The organism is Micromonospora sp. bgisy143 (assembly GCF_057708145.1).
In genome coordinates this window covers 117,667-132,126 of the sequence record NZ_JBYIRN010000019.1, presented here as the reverse complement: position 1 = coordinate 132,126, position 14,460 = coordinate 117,667, and the positions used below count along the sequence as shown (strand labels likewise).

Here is a 14,460-nt window from a genome sequence, read left to right as displayed (position 1 = left end):
GCAACGACTCCGAAGGGAACCGCCGGTGAGCCACGTCGTCATCCCGCTCTACGACCGATTCACCGCCCTGGACGTCATCGGCGTCTACCAGCCCCTGGCCCTCACACCGGGCATCGACGTGGTCCTGGTCGCCGAACGCGCCGGTCCGGTCCGGGACGACTGCCGGATGGCCGCACTCGTCGCCGAGGCCACGCTCGACGAGGTGACGGCGGCCGATGTCGTCGTCGTGCCGGGAGGTCCCGGCACCGCGCAGGCCCTGCGCGGGCCGCTGCCGAGCTGGATCCGGCGGATCCATCCCACGACGACCTTCACCACCTCGGTGTGTTCGGGTTCGATCCTGTTGGGGGCCGCCGGGCTGCTCGACGGGCGGCGGGGCACCAGCCACTACCTCGCCGCGCAGGAGCTGACGCGGTTCGGCGCCACGCCCACGGACCAACGGGTCGTCGAACAACTGGACGCCCGTGTCATCACGGCCGCCGGCGTGTCGAGCGGCATCGACATGGGGCTGCGGCTCGTCGAACTGCTCACCGATCGGACGACCGCGGAGGCCGTCCAGCTCTGGATGGAGTACGACCCGCAGCCACCGTTCGACAGCGGCCATCCCGCCCGCGCCACCCCGGAGGTGCGCGCCCGGGTGTCGGCGTACGACAGCGCCGCCCGGGCGGCCCGGTGACCCGGGCGGACCTGCCCGCCCGCTACACGCCCACGCGCTGGGGTGGAACGGTGAGGCCGTAGAGCTCCATCAACTCCGGGGTGTCCACCCGGCTGCCGTCGGCCACCGAGTCGCAGGCGATGTCGACGATCTGGTCCTTGTGCGCCAGCAGGTACGGCCGCGCGCCCACGTCGGCGCTGGCCAGGGTGGCGATGCCGGACCAGTGCCGGCGGCCGAACAGCATCGGGTAGCCGCGCAACCCGTCGTAGGTGGCGCAGACCAGCACGTCCGGGTACGGCAGCGCGGTGACCCGGCGTACGGCCGCAGCGGTCAGTCCCGGCATGTCGACCGGTACCACCACCACCGCCTCGATGCCCGCGTCGTCCATGGCGGCCAGGCCGGCGCGGATGGACGAGCCGACTCCGGTGCCCCACGCCTTGTTGACCACCACGGTGGCCCTGTCCAGGTCGGCGGTCTCCCGGACCTGGTCGGCGGCGGCGCCCAGCACGACCACGATCTGCTCGCAGCCCGCCTCGGTCATCGTGTCGATCATCTGGTTGACCAGTGGCTTCCCCCCCTGGTGCAGCAGCGCCTCGGGACCGCCGATACGGCGTCCGCCGCCGGCGGCGATGATCATTCCTGCGATCCGGTTCAGCTGGGCCCCCTCAAGCACGGGACCGACCGTGACCGGTCGGCCCCTCCTACGGACACTGCAACGAGGAGGGCCGCGAACGGGTGGCGGGGCGAAAAGGGAAAATAGTGCAACCGTTACACATCGCACAGCTGCGTTGGTGAATCGATTGATCATTGGGCGCTCTGGGGTAGCGGAGGTGTTCGGGTCGTCCTTTGCTCTGCTTCAACCGGCGCAACACGGAGGGCCCGGAAGTGTTGCGTGGGTTGAAGCAGAGCAAAGGGGGCGGTGCGTGGGTGTGGCCCTCGTCCGACACCCGGTGCGGGCACAACGGCAGGGCGGTGGCCGCCGGTCAGGCCGCGTCCGCGTAACAGTTGACGATGGACAGATCCAGCGGGAAGCGCACCGGGGTGTCGCCGAACAGCAGCGCGGTGGCCCGCTCGCCCGCCCGGCGCACCGCCGTCGCCACCGTCTCGGCCTGCGCGGCGGGGCAGTGCACCATCACCTCGTCGTGTTGGAAGAACACCAGCTCGGCGTCGGTGCCGGCCAGCTCGGCGCGCAGCGTGGCCAGCAGCGTCGCGGCCCACTCGGCGGCGGTGGCCTGGATGACGAAGTTGCGGGTGAACCGCCCCCGGGACCGGGCGGCACGCGCCCGCGGGCTCTGCCGGTCGGCGGCGGCGTCCGGGTCGACCGGTCCCTCGTCCGGGTCGGCAAACCCGACCGAGCCCGGTGGACACGTCCGCCCCAACCAGGACCGCACCAGGCCACCCGCCTCGCCGGTACGCGCCGCCGCCTCGACGTAGCCGAACGCCGTCGGGTAGCTGTGCCTGAGCACCGCCAGCGCGGGCACCGCCGCCCCGCCGGTCTGCCCGTACATGGCGCCCAGCAACGCCACCTTGGCCCGGGGACGGTCGCCGCCGAACGACTCGCGGGCCAACGCGGCGTACAGGTCGCCGGCGCCACCCGCCGCCGCCAACCGCGCGTCCCCGGAGACCGCGGCCAGGACGCGGGGTTCCAACTGGCCGGCGTCGGCGACCACCAGCCGCCAGCCCGGGTCGGCCACCACCGCCCGCCGGATCACCTTGGGGATCTGCAACGCGCCGCCGCCACGGGTCGCCCAGCGGCCGGAGACCACCCCACCGGGCACGTACTCCGGCTGGAACCGTCCGTCGCGCACCCACTGCTCACGCCAGGACCAGCCGTGCGCCGTCCAGATCCGGTACAGCTCCTTGTATTCGAGCACCAACGGCACCGCCGGATGGTCGACCCCGCGCAACACCCAGGCCCGGGTGTTCGGCAGGTCCACGCCGGCCCGGGCGAACGCCTTGAGCAACTCGGCCGGGGAGTCGGCGTGCAGCCGGCGGACGCCGAAAGCGTCGGCGATCCGGGCCGCCAGGTCGGCCAACCGGCGTGGCGGCCCGCCGACCGGGGACGGCTCACCCAGCAGCTCGGCGAGGATCTGGTCATGCACGTCGGCGCGCCAGGGCAGCCCGGCGGCGCCCATCTCGGCCGCGATCAGGGCGCCAGCCGACTCGGCGGCCACCAGCAACCGGAACCGGCCGGGGTGCTCAGTCCTGGCGACCCGGGCGAGCTGGTCGGCGTACACCTGGGTCAGTGCTTCGATGCCCGGGCCCGACGGGCCGGGCAGCGTGTCGAAGAGCGCGCCCTGGCCGTGGCCGGGTGGCGCGGCGGCACGCGGCGGCGGGTCGGCCGGCACCGGGCCGCCGGTCAGGCGGGCCCAGGCGGCGGCCAGCGCGCGGGGCTCCCCCCACCGGCCGGCGTGCCCGAGCAGCAACGCCTCGGTCAACTCCACGTCGTGGCACCGCTCGACCCGCACCCCGGACCGCAGCAACGCCGGGTAGATCGTGGCCGCGGTCGCCCAGACCCAGCGCGGACGCTCGGCCGCCTCCCGGGCGGCGACCGCTGCAGCGAGGTCGGTGACGGTCTCGGTCGGGCCGGTGGGGCGGCCGGCGGCGTCGAGCGGGCGTAGCTCTCCCCCACCCTGTTCATCCGCCACCACCGCCACCAGCACGAATGTGATTCTGCCTGCCCCCTCCGACAGGAAAACGGGTCGGTGGGTCGACCCGGCGCTCGGTAGCGTGGTCAGGTGCCCGTCCAGATCCCGCACCCCGTTCCCGGCACCCCCGACACCCGTGGTCCGATGCGGTATCTGTGGTGGCTGGTCCGTCGCCAGCCCGGGCGGGTGCTGCGCGGCAGCCTGATCGGCACGGCCTGGATGGTCGGGCTGTCGGTCCGCCCCTACCTGATCGCCCGCGCCGTCGACGACGGGCTGCGCGAACGCGACACCCGCGCCCTGGTCCTGTGGGTCGCGGCGATCGTGGTGGCCGGGGTGGTGCTGTCGTACCTGGGCATCATGCGACACCGCACGATGACCTTCATCCGGGAGGACGCCAAGGCCCGCTCCGCCGAGGTGCTGCTACGTCACCTGTCCCGGGTCGGCGCGGCGCTGCCGCGCAGCTCCGCCGCCGGTGAGGTGGCCACCGTCGGGGGGTCCGACATCGAGTGGTCGGCGCAGGTGTTGACGCTGACCGGTCCCGGGGTCGGCGCGGTCGTCGCGTACGGGGTCATCGCCGTGGTGCTCTGGTCGATCTCGCCGCTCCTCGCGCTCTGCGTGCTGGTGGGCGTACCGGCGGTCGCGCTCGTCGTCGGGCCGCTGCTGCGCCGGCTCGAACGGGCCGAATCGGTCTACCGCGGGCAGCAGGGCGCGCTGACCGCCCGGTCCGGCGACATCGTGGCCGGGCTGCGGGTGCTCGCCGGGGTGGGTGGCCGGGACCTCTTCGCCCGCCGGTACGCGAGCCGGTCGCAGGCTCTGCGCGCCGAGGGCTACCGCGTCGGCGCGGTGATCAGTTGGATCGACGCGGCGACGGTGGCCATCCCCGGTCTGTTCCTCGCGGCGGTGGTGTGGCTGACCGCGCGGATGGCCGTCACCGGCGACGTCACGGTCGGCGAACTCGTCGCCGTCTACGGCTACGTGGCGACGCTGATCGTGCCGGTCTGGTTCCTGTTGGAGGGCAGTCACCAGCTCATCCGGGGGCGGGTCGCCGCCCGCCGGATCGCCGGCCTGCTCCGGCTCGCACCGGACGACGTCGGCGGGCCGGGCCGCCGGTGGGAGGCCGCCGTCCCCGGCGCCCGCGACCCACACGCCGTGCCCGCGCCGACCGGCCCCGCCGACCTGCACGACCCGTCGACCGGGCTGACCGTCCCGGCCGGCCGGCTGACCGTGGTGGCCGCCGACGACCCGGCGGCGGCCGTGGCGCTGGCCGACCGGCTCGGCCGGTACGTCACCAGCGACGTCACCTGGGGCGGCGTGCCGCTGACCGCTGTCGCCCTGGACGAGGTCCGGGCCCGGATCCTGGTCGCCGACCACGACTCGTACCTGTTCGCCGGCACGCTGCGCGACGTGCTGGGCCCGAGAACCGACGACGAGATCCGCGCCGCGCTGCGGACCGCGTCGGCCGACGACATCGTCGACGCCCTGCCGGGCGGGCTGGACACCCCCTTGGACGCCCGGGCCCGGACGCTCTCCGGCGGTCAACGCCAACGGGTACGCCTGGCCCGCGCGCTGCTCGCCGAGCCGGAGGTGCTGATCCTCGTCGACCCCACCTCGGCGGTGGACGCGCACACCGAGGCCCGGATCGCCGAACGGCTCCGCGTCGCGCGGGCCGGACGGACCACGGTGCTGCTCGCCACCTCCCCGCTGCTGCTCGGCCGCGCCGACCTGGTCGCGCACCTGAGCGGGGACCGTGTCGTCGCCGTCGGCAGCCACGACGACCTGCTCGACGGGGATCCGGGCTACCGCCACCTGGTGGCCCGTGGCAGCGACGACGAGCAGCACTCCGACGCAGAGGGGGCCTACCGGTGAGCCGGCTTCCGGTCGCGGACCGCGGCACCGTACGCCGCGCCCTGCGGGACATGATCAGCAGACATCGCCGGGCGGTCGGCGTCGTGCTGGCGCTGCACAGCGCCGCCGCGGTCGCCGGACTGGCCCCACCGTGGCTGCTGGGCACCATCGTCGACCGGGTCACGGCGGGCGCCTCCGTGGCGACGGTGGACCGGCTCGCCCTGGCGATCGCCGGCTGCGTCGTGCTGAGCGCGCTGCTCGCCCGGTACGCCCAGTACGCCGGTCACCGCTTCGGCGAACGCGCCGTCGCGGAGCTGCGCGAACAGTTCGTCGACCGGACGCTCGCGCTGCCCGTGTCGGTGGTGGAGCGGGCCGGCGCCGGGGACCTGGCGACCCGCAGCTCGGTCGACGTGGCGACGGTCGGCACCACGGTCCGGGACGTGGTGCCCACCATCGTCATCGCCTCGGTGCAGTTGACCCTGCTGTTCGGCGCGGTGTTCCTGCTGCACCCGCTGCTCGGGCTGGCGGCGCTGGCCGGGCTGCCGTCGATCGTGACCGTGACCCGCTGGTACCTGCGGCGGGCCAGCTCCGCGTACCTCACCGAGGGCGCGGAGGCGGCCGAGCTGACCGAGGCGTTGACCACGACCGCCGAGGGCGCCCGCACGGTCGAGGCGCTCCGGCTGGCCGACGACCGGGTCCGGTACGGCACCGCCCGGGTCGCCCGGGTGTGGCGGGCCCGCCGGGCGACGCTCGCCCTGCGGACGGTGTTCTTCTCCACGGTCGAGGCCAGCTATCCCCTGCCGATCGCCCTGGTCCTGCTGGTCGGTGGCTACCTGCTCTCCGCCGACCTGGTGTCCCTCGGGTCGGTGGTCGCCGCCGCGCTCTACCTGCAACAGGCCATCGACCCGATGGACCGGCTGTTGCAGTGGACCGAGCAGGCGCAGCGTGGGTTCGCCTCGTACGCCCGGGTGCTCGGGGTCGGGCTGGTCCCGCCGGAGCCGCCCGGCGTCACGGCCACGTCGCGAGGCGAGCGGCTGGTCGTCCGCGGGGCGCGGTTCGCGTACGCCGACGGGCACGACGTGCTGCACGGCATCGACCTGGAGGTGCGGCCCGGCGAACGGCTGGCGGTCGTCGGCCCGTCGGGCGCGGGCAAGTCGACCCTCGCACGGCTGCTCGCCGGGATCGACGCGCCGCGGGAGGGCGTGGTCAGCATCGGCGGCTGCCCGGTCACCGACCTGGACCCGGCCGAACGTCGACGGCGGATCGCCCTGGTCACCCAGGAACACCACGTCTTCATCGGCTCGGTCCGCGACAACCTGGCGTTCGCCGCCCCGGACGCCACCGACGAGCAGATGCGCGCCGCGCTCGCCACGGTGGGCGCGGACTGGTTCGACGCGCTGCCCGAGGGCCTGGAGACGGCGCTCGGCGACGGCGCCCGGCAGCTCGGCGCGGCCGAGGCCCAGCAGGTGGCGCTGGCCCGGTTGGTGCTCGCCGACCCGCACACGCTGATCCTGGACGAGGCGACCGCGGCTCTCGACCCGAGCACCGCCCGGCGGACCGAGCGGGCCCTCGCGGCGGTGCTCGTCGGGCGGACGGTCATCGCCATCGCGCACCGGCTGAACACCGCGCACGACGCCGACCGGGTGGCCGTGCTGGCGGACGGCCGGATCACCGAGATCGGCAGCCACCACGAGCTGGTGGCCGCCGGCGGGGCGTACGCGGCGCTCTGGCGCTCGTGGCACGCCCGCGCCGACGCGCGGTAACCGTTGTTACTTGACCGCGCCGGAGGTGAGGCCGGCCTGGATCTGCCGCTGGAAGACCGCGTACACGATGATCATCGGAAGGATGGCGATGGTCAGTGCGGCGAACAGCCCGGACCAGTCGGCCTCGTAGCCGGCGTTGACCGAGATGTCGGCAATGCCCTGGGTGAGCACCCACTTCTCCTTGGCGTTGGAGAGCAGCACCAGCGGGAGCTGGTACTGCGCCCACTGCCCGATGATGTTGAAGATCGCCACGCTGATCAGGCCCGGCTTCGCCATCGGCATCATCACCTGGAAGAACAGCCGGGTGTGGCCGCAGCCGTCGATCATCCCCGCCTCGGCGACCGAGGACGGCAGCGTCTTGAAGAACGCGGCCAGGAAAAAGATCGTGAACGGCAGCGAGTAGGCGATGTAGACCAGGATGACGCCCTGGTAGGTGTCCAGCATGCCGAGCTGCTTCACCACGAAGAAGAGCGGCACCAGGGCCAGGAACACCGGGAACGCCAGCCCCGAGACGAACAGGTAGTAGATCGCCCGGTTGCCCCAGAACTTGTAACGCGCCAGCACGTACGCGGCCATCGAGCCGAGCAGCATGGTGCCGAAGGTGCTGCACGCGACCACGAAGACGCTGTTCAGGAAGTACCGGCCGACGTTCGCCTTGGTCCACGCCCGGCTGAAGTTCTCCCAGCGCAGCTCCGCCGGCAGGGTCCACGGGCTGCTGAAGATCTCACTGGTGTTCTTGAACGCGGCGAGGAACGTCCACAGGATCGGGACGATCACGATCACCGCCCAGACCGCGAGCGCGATGTGCCCCAGGCCGGCGAAGAGCCGTACCTCCGAGCGGGGGGTCCTGCCGCCCCGCGTGCCGGTCGCGGACGGAGAGCCGGTCTTCGGCGGTAGTGCCGCCGGCGTCGGCGGCAGCGTCGACTGCGGGTTCATCAGTACTCCACGCTTTCCCGCTTGGTGAGCCGCAGCGTCAGCGCCGCGAACGTGAGGGTGAGGAAGAACAGCGCCACGCCCATCGCCGAGGCGTAGCCGTACTTCGAGTAGACGAACGCGTTGCGGTAGATCTCCATGGCCAGCACGGTGGTGGCGCCGTCCGGGCCGCCACCGTCCACCGAGAGCACGGCCACGATGGCGAACGCGTCGAAGGCCGCGATGCCCAGGTACACCCACGCCACCTGGAGGGTGTCCCAGAGCAGCGGCAGGGTGACCCGGAAGAACAACGTCACCCTGCTCGCGCCGTCCATCTCCGCGGCCTCGTAGATCTCGCCCGGGATGGAGGCCATCCCGGCCGAGAAGAGCACCACGTAGAAGCCGACCGCCTGCCAGACCAGCACCGCGATGATCGACCAGAGCGCCAGGTTCGGCTTGATGAGGAAAAGGATCGGCTCCAGGCCGAACTTCATCAGCACGCCGTTGATCAGACCCGACTCGTTCGGCCGGTAGACCATCTGGAACAGCACCGCGATGATCGCCACCGCCAGGACCTGGGGGAAGAAGAACACCACCCGGTAGAACTTCGACCCCCAGACCCCCTGGCGTTGACCGCCGCTGCTCTTGCCACCCACGTTGAGCAGGAAGGCGAAGAAGAGCGCGATGGCGATCGTGATCAGCGGCAGGGCAAGCAGCAGTACGCCGTGGTGCTGGACCGCCTTCCAGAAGGCGCCGTCGTCGAGCAGCCTCCGGTAGTTGTCGAAGCCCACCCACTGCGGGGCGGAGAGCCCTCGCCAGTTGGTCATCGAGATCTGGAACGCCTGTAGGTACGGCCAGATCACGAATGTCACGTACAGCGTGACCGGGAGGAACAGGAACCCGACCACGAAGGGATACTTGCCGTGCCGCATGACCCTAGCTCCGATCGATCAGCGCTTGAACTTGGCGACCGAGCTGTCCTTCTTGATCGCGTCGGCGCGCTTCTGGATCCGCTCCACGAAGGCGTCCGCGTTGATCCGGCCGAACATCAGCTCGTTGGTGGCGCTGCGCGCCTCCGTGTCGAGCTCCTTGTACCAGCCGTCGAAGTACAGGTTGAACACGTCCTGACCGGCCGCCTTGAGCGCGGCCTGCGAGCTGGCCACACCGGGCGGGAAGGCGAAGCCCTCCGAACCGGCGGTGACCACGGTCGGGGCCTTGACCACCTCGGTGAAGCCCTTCGCGCCCGCCACGGACAGCATCTGGCGCATGTACTCCAGACCGCCCTTGGGGTTCTTGCTCTTGGCCGAGACGAAGTAGCCCTCACCCGCGGTGGCCCGCAGCGCGGTGGCCGGCAGCTTGTCCGACGCGGTGAGGCTCGGCACCGGCATGAGCTGGTAGTCGAAGCCGGCCGGGGTGTCCTGCTTCTGCTCGCCCTCCAGCCAGTCACCGCTGGGGTACAGGGCCACCTTGTACTGGTTCTGCCGCAGCTGCACGTCGGTGTGCTTGAGCCCCTCGAAGCTCTTGTCGCTGAACTTCGCCCCGACCTCCGCCCACGCCGCGGCGGCCTGCTTGACCGCGTCCTGCTTCCAGGCGCCGTCCTCCAGGTTGTCGATGTTCTTCAGCACGTCCGTGCCACCGATCTTGGCGGCCTGGGTGAGGATCACGTTCCACTGGTAGTAGGCCGCGTTCGCGCCCGCGTACCCGTACGGCGTGATGCCCTTGGCCTTGATGGCGGTGAGCAGCTTGATGAAGTCGTCCCAGGTCTTCGCGGGCGCCCAGCCGTTGTCCTTGAACAGCTTGCCCGAGTACCAGATGCCGAAGACGGTGGAGACGTAGTACAGCACGTACGGCTTGCCGTTGAACGAGCCCGCCTCGACGGTGCCCGGCACCACGGTGTCGCGGACCTTCTTGGCCGGGTCGTCGACCGACGGGGCGTCCCACAGCTCGGTGAGGTCCTGGAGCTGACCGTCGGCGACCAGCGAGCCGAAGTCGATCAGCTTCTCGCCCGAGTTGTTGACGAACTCCGGCGGGTTGCCGGACGCGAACCGCGGCTGGAGTACCGTGGAGACGGCCTGCGTGGACTGGTGCTTGATCTCCGCCTTGGGGAACGCCTTCTTGTACAGCGGCTCGTGCACGTCGGTCGCGTACTTCTCGCCGTAACCACCGTTGAAGATGATCACCTCGATCGGCGCGTCCTCCTTGACGCCCAGCGGGTTCTTCTCGCTCTTGGTGCCTTCGGCGGCCTTCTCGTTGTCCTTGTCACCGCCGCTGCTCGTCGCGCAGGCGCTGAGCAGGCCGATGGCCGGAGTGGCGAGCATGCCCACGGCGGCGGCGCGACGCAGCACCGTGCGACGGTCCAGCGGGGCCGGGTGCTCGGGGGTAATCGACATCGTCGTCTCTCCTTGTGGAATTCGGGTCAGGCGGTCCGCCGGAGACGCCCGGCGTACCGCGACTCGAGGGCGATGTTGTGCTCGTCCCCGCCGGGGACGTTGGCGGAGAGGTAGATAGGGGGTACCTCCCCGGCCTGGTGGAACCGTCGTACGACCTCGGCGGTCAGCAACTGCGCCAGCAGCGCCGTGGTGACCGAGGAGACCGCACAGACCGCGCCGCCGCCCTCGAGCGGCAGCAGTGCGTCGCCGTACGGCGCGCCGTTGTCCAGCACGACGTCGGCGAGGTCGGCGAGCCGTTGACCGGACGGGTGCCGTGGCGCCACCCGCGCGGTGTGCTCGACCGAGGTGACCGCGATCAACGGGTGACCGCGCTCGGTGACCAGCGCCGCCAGCTCGACCACCGAGCCGTTGATGCCGGACTGGGACGCCACCACGAACACGTCGCGCGGCTGGGGCGCCGCGAGCGCGTAGATCTGGTGGGCGATGGAGGGATCACGTTCCAGCTTCGGGTCGGCGAGCACGTCGCGCGGGGCGTCGCCGTGCACCACCAGGTCCCGTACCGAGAGCCGGTTCGTGGGGACCAGCCCGCCGGCACGGGCCACCAGTTCGGCGGCGAACGCCTCGGAGTGCCCGGCCCCGAACGCCTGGAGCACGCCGCCGGCGCGCAGGCTGTCGGTGATCAGGTCAGCGGCCCGGGTGAGCCCGTTGGCCTCCGAGTCGAGCAGGCGGTCGAGCACCGGGCGGACGGCGTCCGCGTACCCCTGAGCACTGATCATGAGAGGCTTCCCTTCGCTGCCTTGTGCCCGTCGACGGCCTGCGCGGTACGCCGGAAGGCCGCGTGGGCGCGGTCGTGGGTGCGCTGGGCGACGGCGATGTAGAGCAGGTCGAGCACCACCAGTTGCGGGTGGCGGGCGGAGAGCGCGTCCGGCCGGAAGGTGGTCGCCTGGCTCGCGGTGAGCAGCACGATGTCGGCCAGTTCGGCCAGCGGCGAGCGGGGAAAGCCGGTGAGGGCGAGGGTGGTGGCGCCCCGGCTGCCCGCCTCGGCGAGCATCTCGATGGTCTCCCGGGTCTGGCCGGTGTGCGAGATGCCGAGCGCGACGTCGCCGGCGCCGAGCAGCGCGGCGCTCGCCAGCCCCTCGTGCACGTCACTCCAGGCCCAGGCGGCCACCCCGATGCGGTGCAGGCTGAACTGCATCTCCTCGCCGACGAGCGCGCTGCCGCTGGCCCCGAAGATGTTCACCCGGCTCGCGCCGGCGATCGCCACCGCGGCGCGTTCCACCTCGCCGAGGTCGAGCAGCGCGGCGGTGTCGTGCATGGCCCGGGTGTCGGCGGCCATGATCTGGTCCAGGACCCGGGCGAGCGGGTCGTTCGGCTGGATCTCGCGGCCGATGTCGACGGTCCAGCCCGCCGAGCGGGCCCGGCCGGTCTCGGCGGCGATGCCGAGGCGCAGGTCGGCGTACCCCTCGAAGCCCATGGCGCGGCAGAAGCGGGTGATGGTGGCCGGCGAGGTGCCGCTGCGTTCGGCCAGCTCCACGATGGTCGAGCGCGCCGCCGCCTCGGGGTCGCTGAGCACGTGCTCGGCGACCCGGCGCAGCGCGCCGGTCAGCTCGCCGAGCCCGTTGCGCACCCGGGCCAGCACCCCGTCGGAAGCCGCGCTCCTCCGGTCGATCGCGTGGGCGTCGACCACCGCGGTCCCCGCGGCGGTGTCCACCTCGTGATCAACCATGGGACGCCTCACCTTTCCGAAAAGACTGTTAACTGTTAGTGGTAAAAGTTCTTACTGAACGGCCCTCCGTGTCAAGACTGTGGGCGAAGTTTTCAAACTGTTACCTGACGCACAGCCTCTTGCGAAGCCTGGATCTTGCTGTTCGCGAGTGCGCCGACCAGCATGAACAGGCCCATGACCGCGCAGCGCAAGGAGGCCCGTGCCGATGTCCGACACCGTCGTGGTCGGTCTCGACGTCGGGGGTACGTCCACCCGGGCGACCGCCCTGACCCTCGCCGGCGAACGCCTCGGCACCGGCCGAGCCGGCGGCGGCAACCCCACCAGCCACGGCGCCGAACGGGCCGCCGCCGAGGTGCTGACCGCGCTGCGGGCCGCGCTCGCCGACGTCGACCCGGCCCGGGTGGCCGCCGGCACCATCGGGCTGGCCGGAGCGGCCCGACTGCTCGCCGACCCCGCCGGACGGGCCGCCTTCGACCAGGCCTGGCACGACGCCGGGCTGCGCTGCCCGTACGCCGTGCACGGAGACGCCCTCGTCGCGTACGCCTCCGGCACCGCCGAGCCCGACGGGACGATCCTCATCGCCGGCACCGGCGCGATCACCGCGCAGGTCGTCGACCTGCGGCTCGACCGGATCGCCGACGGCCACGGCTGGCTGCTCGGCGACGCCGGCTCGGGCTTCTGGCTCGGCCGCGAAGCGGTCCGCCGACTCCTCGCCGACCTGGACACCGGTCACGCCCCCGGTGCGCTGGGCGCGGCCGTGCTCTCCGAACTGGTGGGCAGCGCCGTCGTCGCCCCCCGGCCCCGCGACACCGTGGACGCCACGATCCAGGCGGTCACCCGCCGACCGCCGATCGACCTCGCCCGGCTGGCGCCACTCGTCGTCACCGCCGCCACCGAGGGCGAACCCGTCGCCACCACCCTGATCGCCGAGGCCGCCGCAAACCTGGCCGAGAGCGTCACGCGTATCCGCCCGGCGGAGTCGACGACGCCGCTCGTGCTCGGCGGTGGACTGCTCAGCGCGGACACCCCGCTCGCCACGGCCGTGCGCGCCGAGATCGGTCGACGCTGGCCGCAGGCGCCCCTGCGCGTCGCAGGCGACGGGGCGGCCGCAGCCGCCTGGCTCGCCGCCCGCGATCTCCCCGAGCTCACCGACCCGGCAGCCCTGCACGCCCTCCTCTTCCCCGCCCCCTGACCCGCCCCCCGCCCCGCCCCGCCCCGCCCCAAGATCGCGTCGATCTTGCAGTTTCGGTTGTCGAAATGGGCGGGACACGGCTTATGTCGCCACAGAAAGTGCAAGATCGACGCGGAGGGGACTACACCCCAGGATCGAGCGCGATCATGGGCGTGCCGAGCCGGGCGCGAGCCGGCGGAGGGCTAGGGCTCGAGGACGTCGAGGACGGTGGTGAGGCGGCGCCAGACGTGCGAGCGCCAGCCGCCGTCGAGCAGGGCGTGGGTGCGCTGCTGGAGCGGGTCGTCCGGGTCGAAGCCGGAGTGTTCGAGGAAGAGCCGGGTGCCCCGGCCCTCGGCGGCGAGGGTCCAGGTCACCACCGTGTCCAGCGATCCGCCCCGCCAGGACCAGCGCAGCAGGCGCTGCGGATCCAGGTCGAGCACCTCGCAGTGCACGATGCCGTCGAACCCAGGGCGCGGGCCGGTGCGGAACGTGAACCGGTGGCCCACTGCCGGCACGAAGTCGTTCGGCATGAGCCAGCGCGCGATGAGATCGGGATCGGTCAGCACCCGCCAAACCTTGGCCGGCGGGTGGGGCAGGAACTGGTCCACCCGGATGGTGCCGCGCTCACTCCTCATCGAGCTCGTCCAGCACGTCGCGCAGCGCACCGAGTCGACCCCGCCAGTACGCCTCATACGGGCTGAGCCAGTCGGCCACCTCCCGCAGCGGCTCCGGACGCAGCGCGTACAGCCGCTGCCGGCCGACCGGCCGCTCGACCACCAGGCCAGCCTCCTTGAGCACCTTCAAGTGCTCGGACAGGCTCGGCCGGCGCATGTCGAACTGGTCGGCGAGCCGCTGCACCGGCTGCTGCCCACCCTCGCGCAGCAGCCGCAACAGCTCACGACGGGTGGGGTTGGCCAGCGCCGCGAAGACGTCCGACTCAGACACGGGTGGCCTGGAGGACGATGCCGTTGCCGTCGGGGTCGTCGAAGGTGGCGTACCGGCCCCAGGGTGCGGACCGGATGCCCCCGTCGGCGAAGTCGACCCCCCGCTCCCAGAGGCGGGCGACGTCCGCGTCCAGGTCGTCGGTCTCCAGCACCAGCCCCTTGAGCGACCCGGGCGGCATGGTCGGGAACCAGGTGACCAGGGTGAGGGCGGTGGCGGCGCCCGGGGGCGCCACCTGCACCCAGCGTCCGCCGTCGGGGCCCATCGGGTTGTCCCAGACCAGGTCGAACCCGAGGACGTCGACGTAGAAGTCGCGGGCCCGATCCTGGTCGGCGACGGGCACCGAGAGTAGTTGCACATGGGTCACGCTCATGCGCACACCATAGGTAGGAGATTTCCTACCGGTCAAGC

The 14,460-nt window shown here is 72.3% G+C and carries 14 protein-coding genes; 4 read left to right on the top strand and 10 right to left on the bottom strand.

The genetic code is table 11. The features are described 5' to 3' along the window. Positions 1 to 25: 25 nt before the first annotated feature. Positions 26 to 673, top strand: coding sequence for a DJ-1/PfpI family protein (locus tag AC3EN4_RS21840; RefSeq protein WP_435207564.1), 648 nt, complete (start codon positions 26 to 28; stop codon positions 671 to 673). A gap of 22 nt (positions 674 to 695) precedes the next feature. Here the strand turns inward: AC3EN4_RS21840 and AC3EN4_RS21835 are convergent, their stop codons facing one another. After that, positions 696 to 1,289 (bottom strand): nucleotidyltransferase family protein, encoded by a 594-nt coding sequence (locus AC3EN4_RS21835; protein ID WP_435207581.1) that lies wholly within the window; start codon positions 1,287 to 1,289, stop codon positions 696 to 698. A gap of 346 nt (positions 1,290 to 1,635) precedes the next feature. Beyond that, complete coding sequence (locus AC3EN4_RS21830; RefSeq protein WP_435207580.1) at positions 1,636 to 3,345, bottom strand: bifunctional 3'-5' exonuclease/DNA polymerase; 1,710 nt, start codon at positions 3,343 to 3,345, stop codon at positions 1,636 to 1,638. A 99-nt stretch (positions 3,346 to 3,444) separates the two neighbouring features. Between AC3EN4_RS21830 and AC3EN4_RS21825 the strand changes: the two genes are divergently transcribed. Both AC3EN4_RS21825 and AC3EN4_RS21820 read left to right on the top strand, forming a co-directional pair. Further along, positions 3,445 to 5,166: an ABC transporter ATP-binding protein gene (locus tag AC3EN4_RS21825; RefSeq protein ID WP_435207579.1), complete on the top strand. Its 1,722-nt coding sequence runs from the start codon at positions 3,445 to 3,447 to the stop codon at positions 5,164 to 5,166. A 50-nt stretch (positions 5,167 to 5,216) separates the two neighbouring features. Further along, positions 5,217 to 6,908 (top strand): ABC transporter ATP-binding protein, encoded by a 1,692-nt coding sequence (locus AC3EN4_RS21820; protein ID WP_435207578.1) that lies wholly within the window; start codon positions 5,217 to 5,219, stop codon positions 6,906 to 6,908. A gap of 6 nt (positions 6,909 to 6,914) precedes the next feature. Here the strand turns inward: AC3EN4_RS21820 and AC3EN4_RS21815 are convergent, their stop codons facing one another. From AC3EN4_RS21815 to AC3EN4_RS21795, 5 genes are read right to left on the bottom strand one after another with little or no spacing between them, the layout of a single operon-like run. Beyond that, positions 6,915 to 7,844, bottom strand: a complete 930-nt coding sequence (locus tag AC3EN4_RS21815; protein ID WP_435207563.1) for a carbohydrate ABC transporter permease — start codon at positions 7,842 to 7,844, stop codon at positions 6,915 to 6,917. Next, the gene (locus AC3EN4_RS21810) at positions 7,844 to 8,752 is read right to left on the bottom strand and encodes a carbohydrate ABC transporter permease (protein ID WP_422735819.1); all 909 of its coding nucleotides are present in this window, start codon (positions 8,750 to 8,752) and stop codon (positions 7,844 to 7,846) included. The genes AC3EN4_RS21815 and AC3EN4_RS21810 overlap by 1 nt, the downstream gene beginning before the upstream one ends. 18 nt (positions 8,753 to 8,770) lie before the next feature. Further along, positions 8,771 to 10,210, bottom strand: coding sequence for an N-acetylglucosamine/diacetylchitobiose ABC transporter substrate-binding protein (gene ngcE, locus AC3EN4_RS21805; RefSeq protein WP_422735820.1), 1,440 nt, complete (start codon positions 10,208 to 10,210; stop codon positions 8,771 to 8,773). A gap of 26 nt (positions 10,211 to 10,236) precedes the next feature. Continuing rightward, a complete protein-coding gene (locus AC3EN4_RS21800; RefSeq protein WP_435207562.1) occupies positions 10,237 to 10,986 on the bottom strand; it encodes a sugar isomerase domain-containing protein in 750 nt (249 codons plus the stop codon). Then, complete coding sequence (locus tag AC3EN4_RS21795; RefSeq protein ID WP_435207561.1) at positions 10,983 to 11,936, bottom strand: MurR/RpiR family transcriptional regulator; 954 nt, start codon at positions 11,934 to 11,936, stop codon at positions 10,983 to 10,985. Before AC3EN4_RS21795 ends, AC3EN4_RS21800 begins: the two co-directional genes overlap by 4 nt. Positions 11,937 to 12,141: 205 nt before the next feature. Here AC3EN4_RS21795 and AC3EN4_RS21790 point away from each other — a divergent pair, with 205 nt between their 5' ends. Continuing rightward, positions 12,142 to 13,128: an N-acetylglucosamine kinase gene (locus AC3EN4_RS21790; RefSeq protein ID WP_435207560.1), complete on the top strand. Its 987-nt coding sequence runs from the start codon at positions 12,142 to 12,144 to the stop codon at positions 13,126 to 13,128. A gap of 182 nt (positions 13,129 to 13,310) precedes the next feature. On the opposite strand, the gene AC3EN4_RS21785 is transcribed toward AC3EN4_RS21790, so the two are convergent. From AC3EN4_RS21785 to AC3EN4_RS21775, 3 genes are read right to left on the bottom strand one after another with little or no spacing between them, the layout of a single operon-like run. Then, positions 13,311 to 13,742, bottom strand: coding sequence for an SRPBCC family protein (locus AC3EN4_RS21785; RefSeq protein WP_435207559.1), 432 nt, complete (start codon positions 13,740 to 13,742; stop codon positions 13,311 to 13,313). Then, positions 13,732 to 14,052, bottom strand: coding sequence for an ArsR/SmtB family transcription factor (locus AC3EN4_RS21780; RefSeq protein WP_435207558.1), 321 nt, complete (start codon positions 14,050 to 14,052; stop codon positions 13,732 to 13,734). The genes AC3EN4_RS21785 and AC3EN4_RS21780 overlap by 11 nt, the downstream gene beginning before the upstream one ends. Further along, positions 14,045 to 14,422: a glyoxalase superfamily protein gene (locus AC3EN4_RS21775; protein WP_435207557.1), complete on the bottom strand. Its 378-nt coding sequence runs from the start codon at positions 14,420 to 14,422 to the stop codon at positions 14,045 to 14,047. Before AC3EN4_RS21775 ends, AC3EN4_RS21780 begins: the two co-directional genes overlap by 8 nt. Between the last annotated feature and the right edge of the window lie 38 nt (positions 14,423 to 14,460).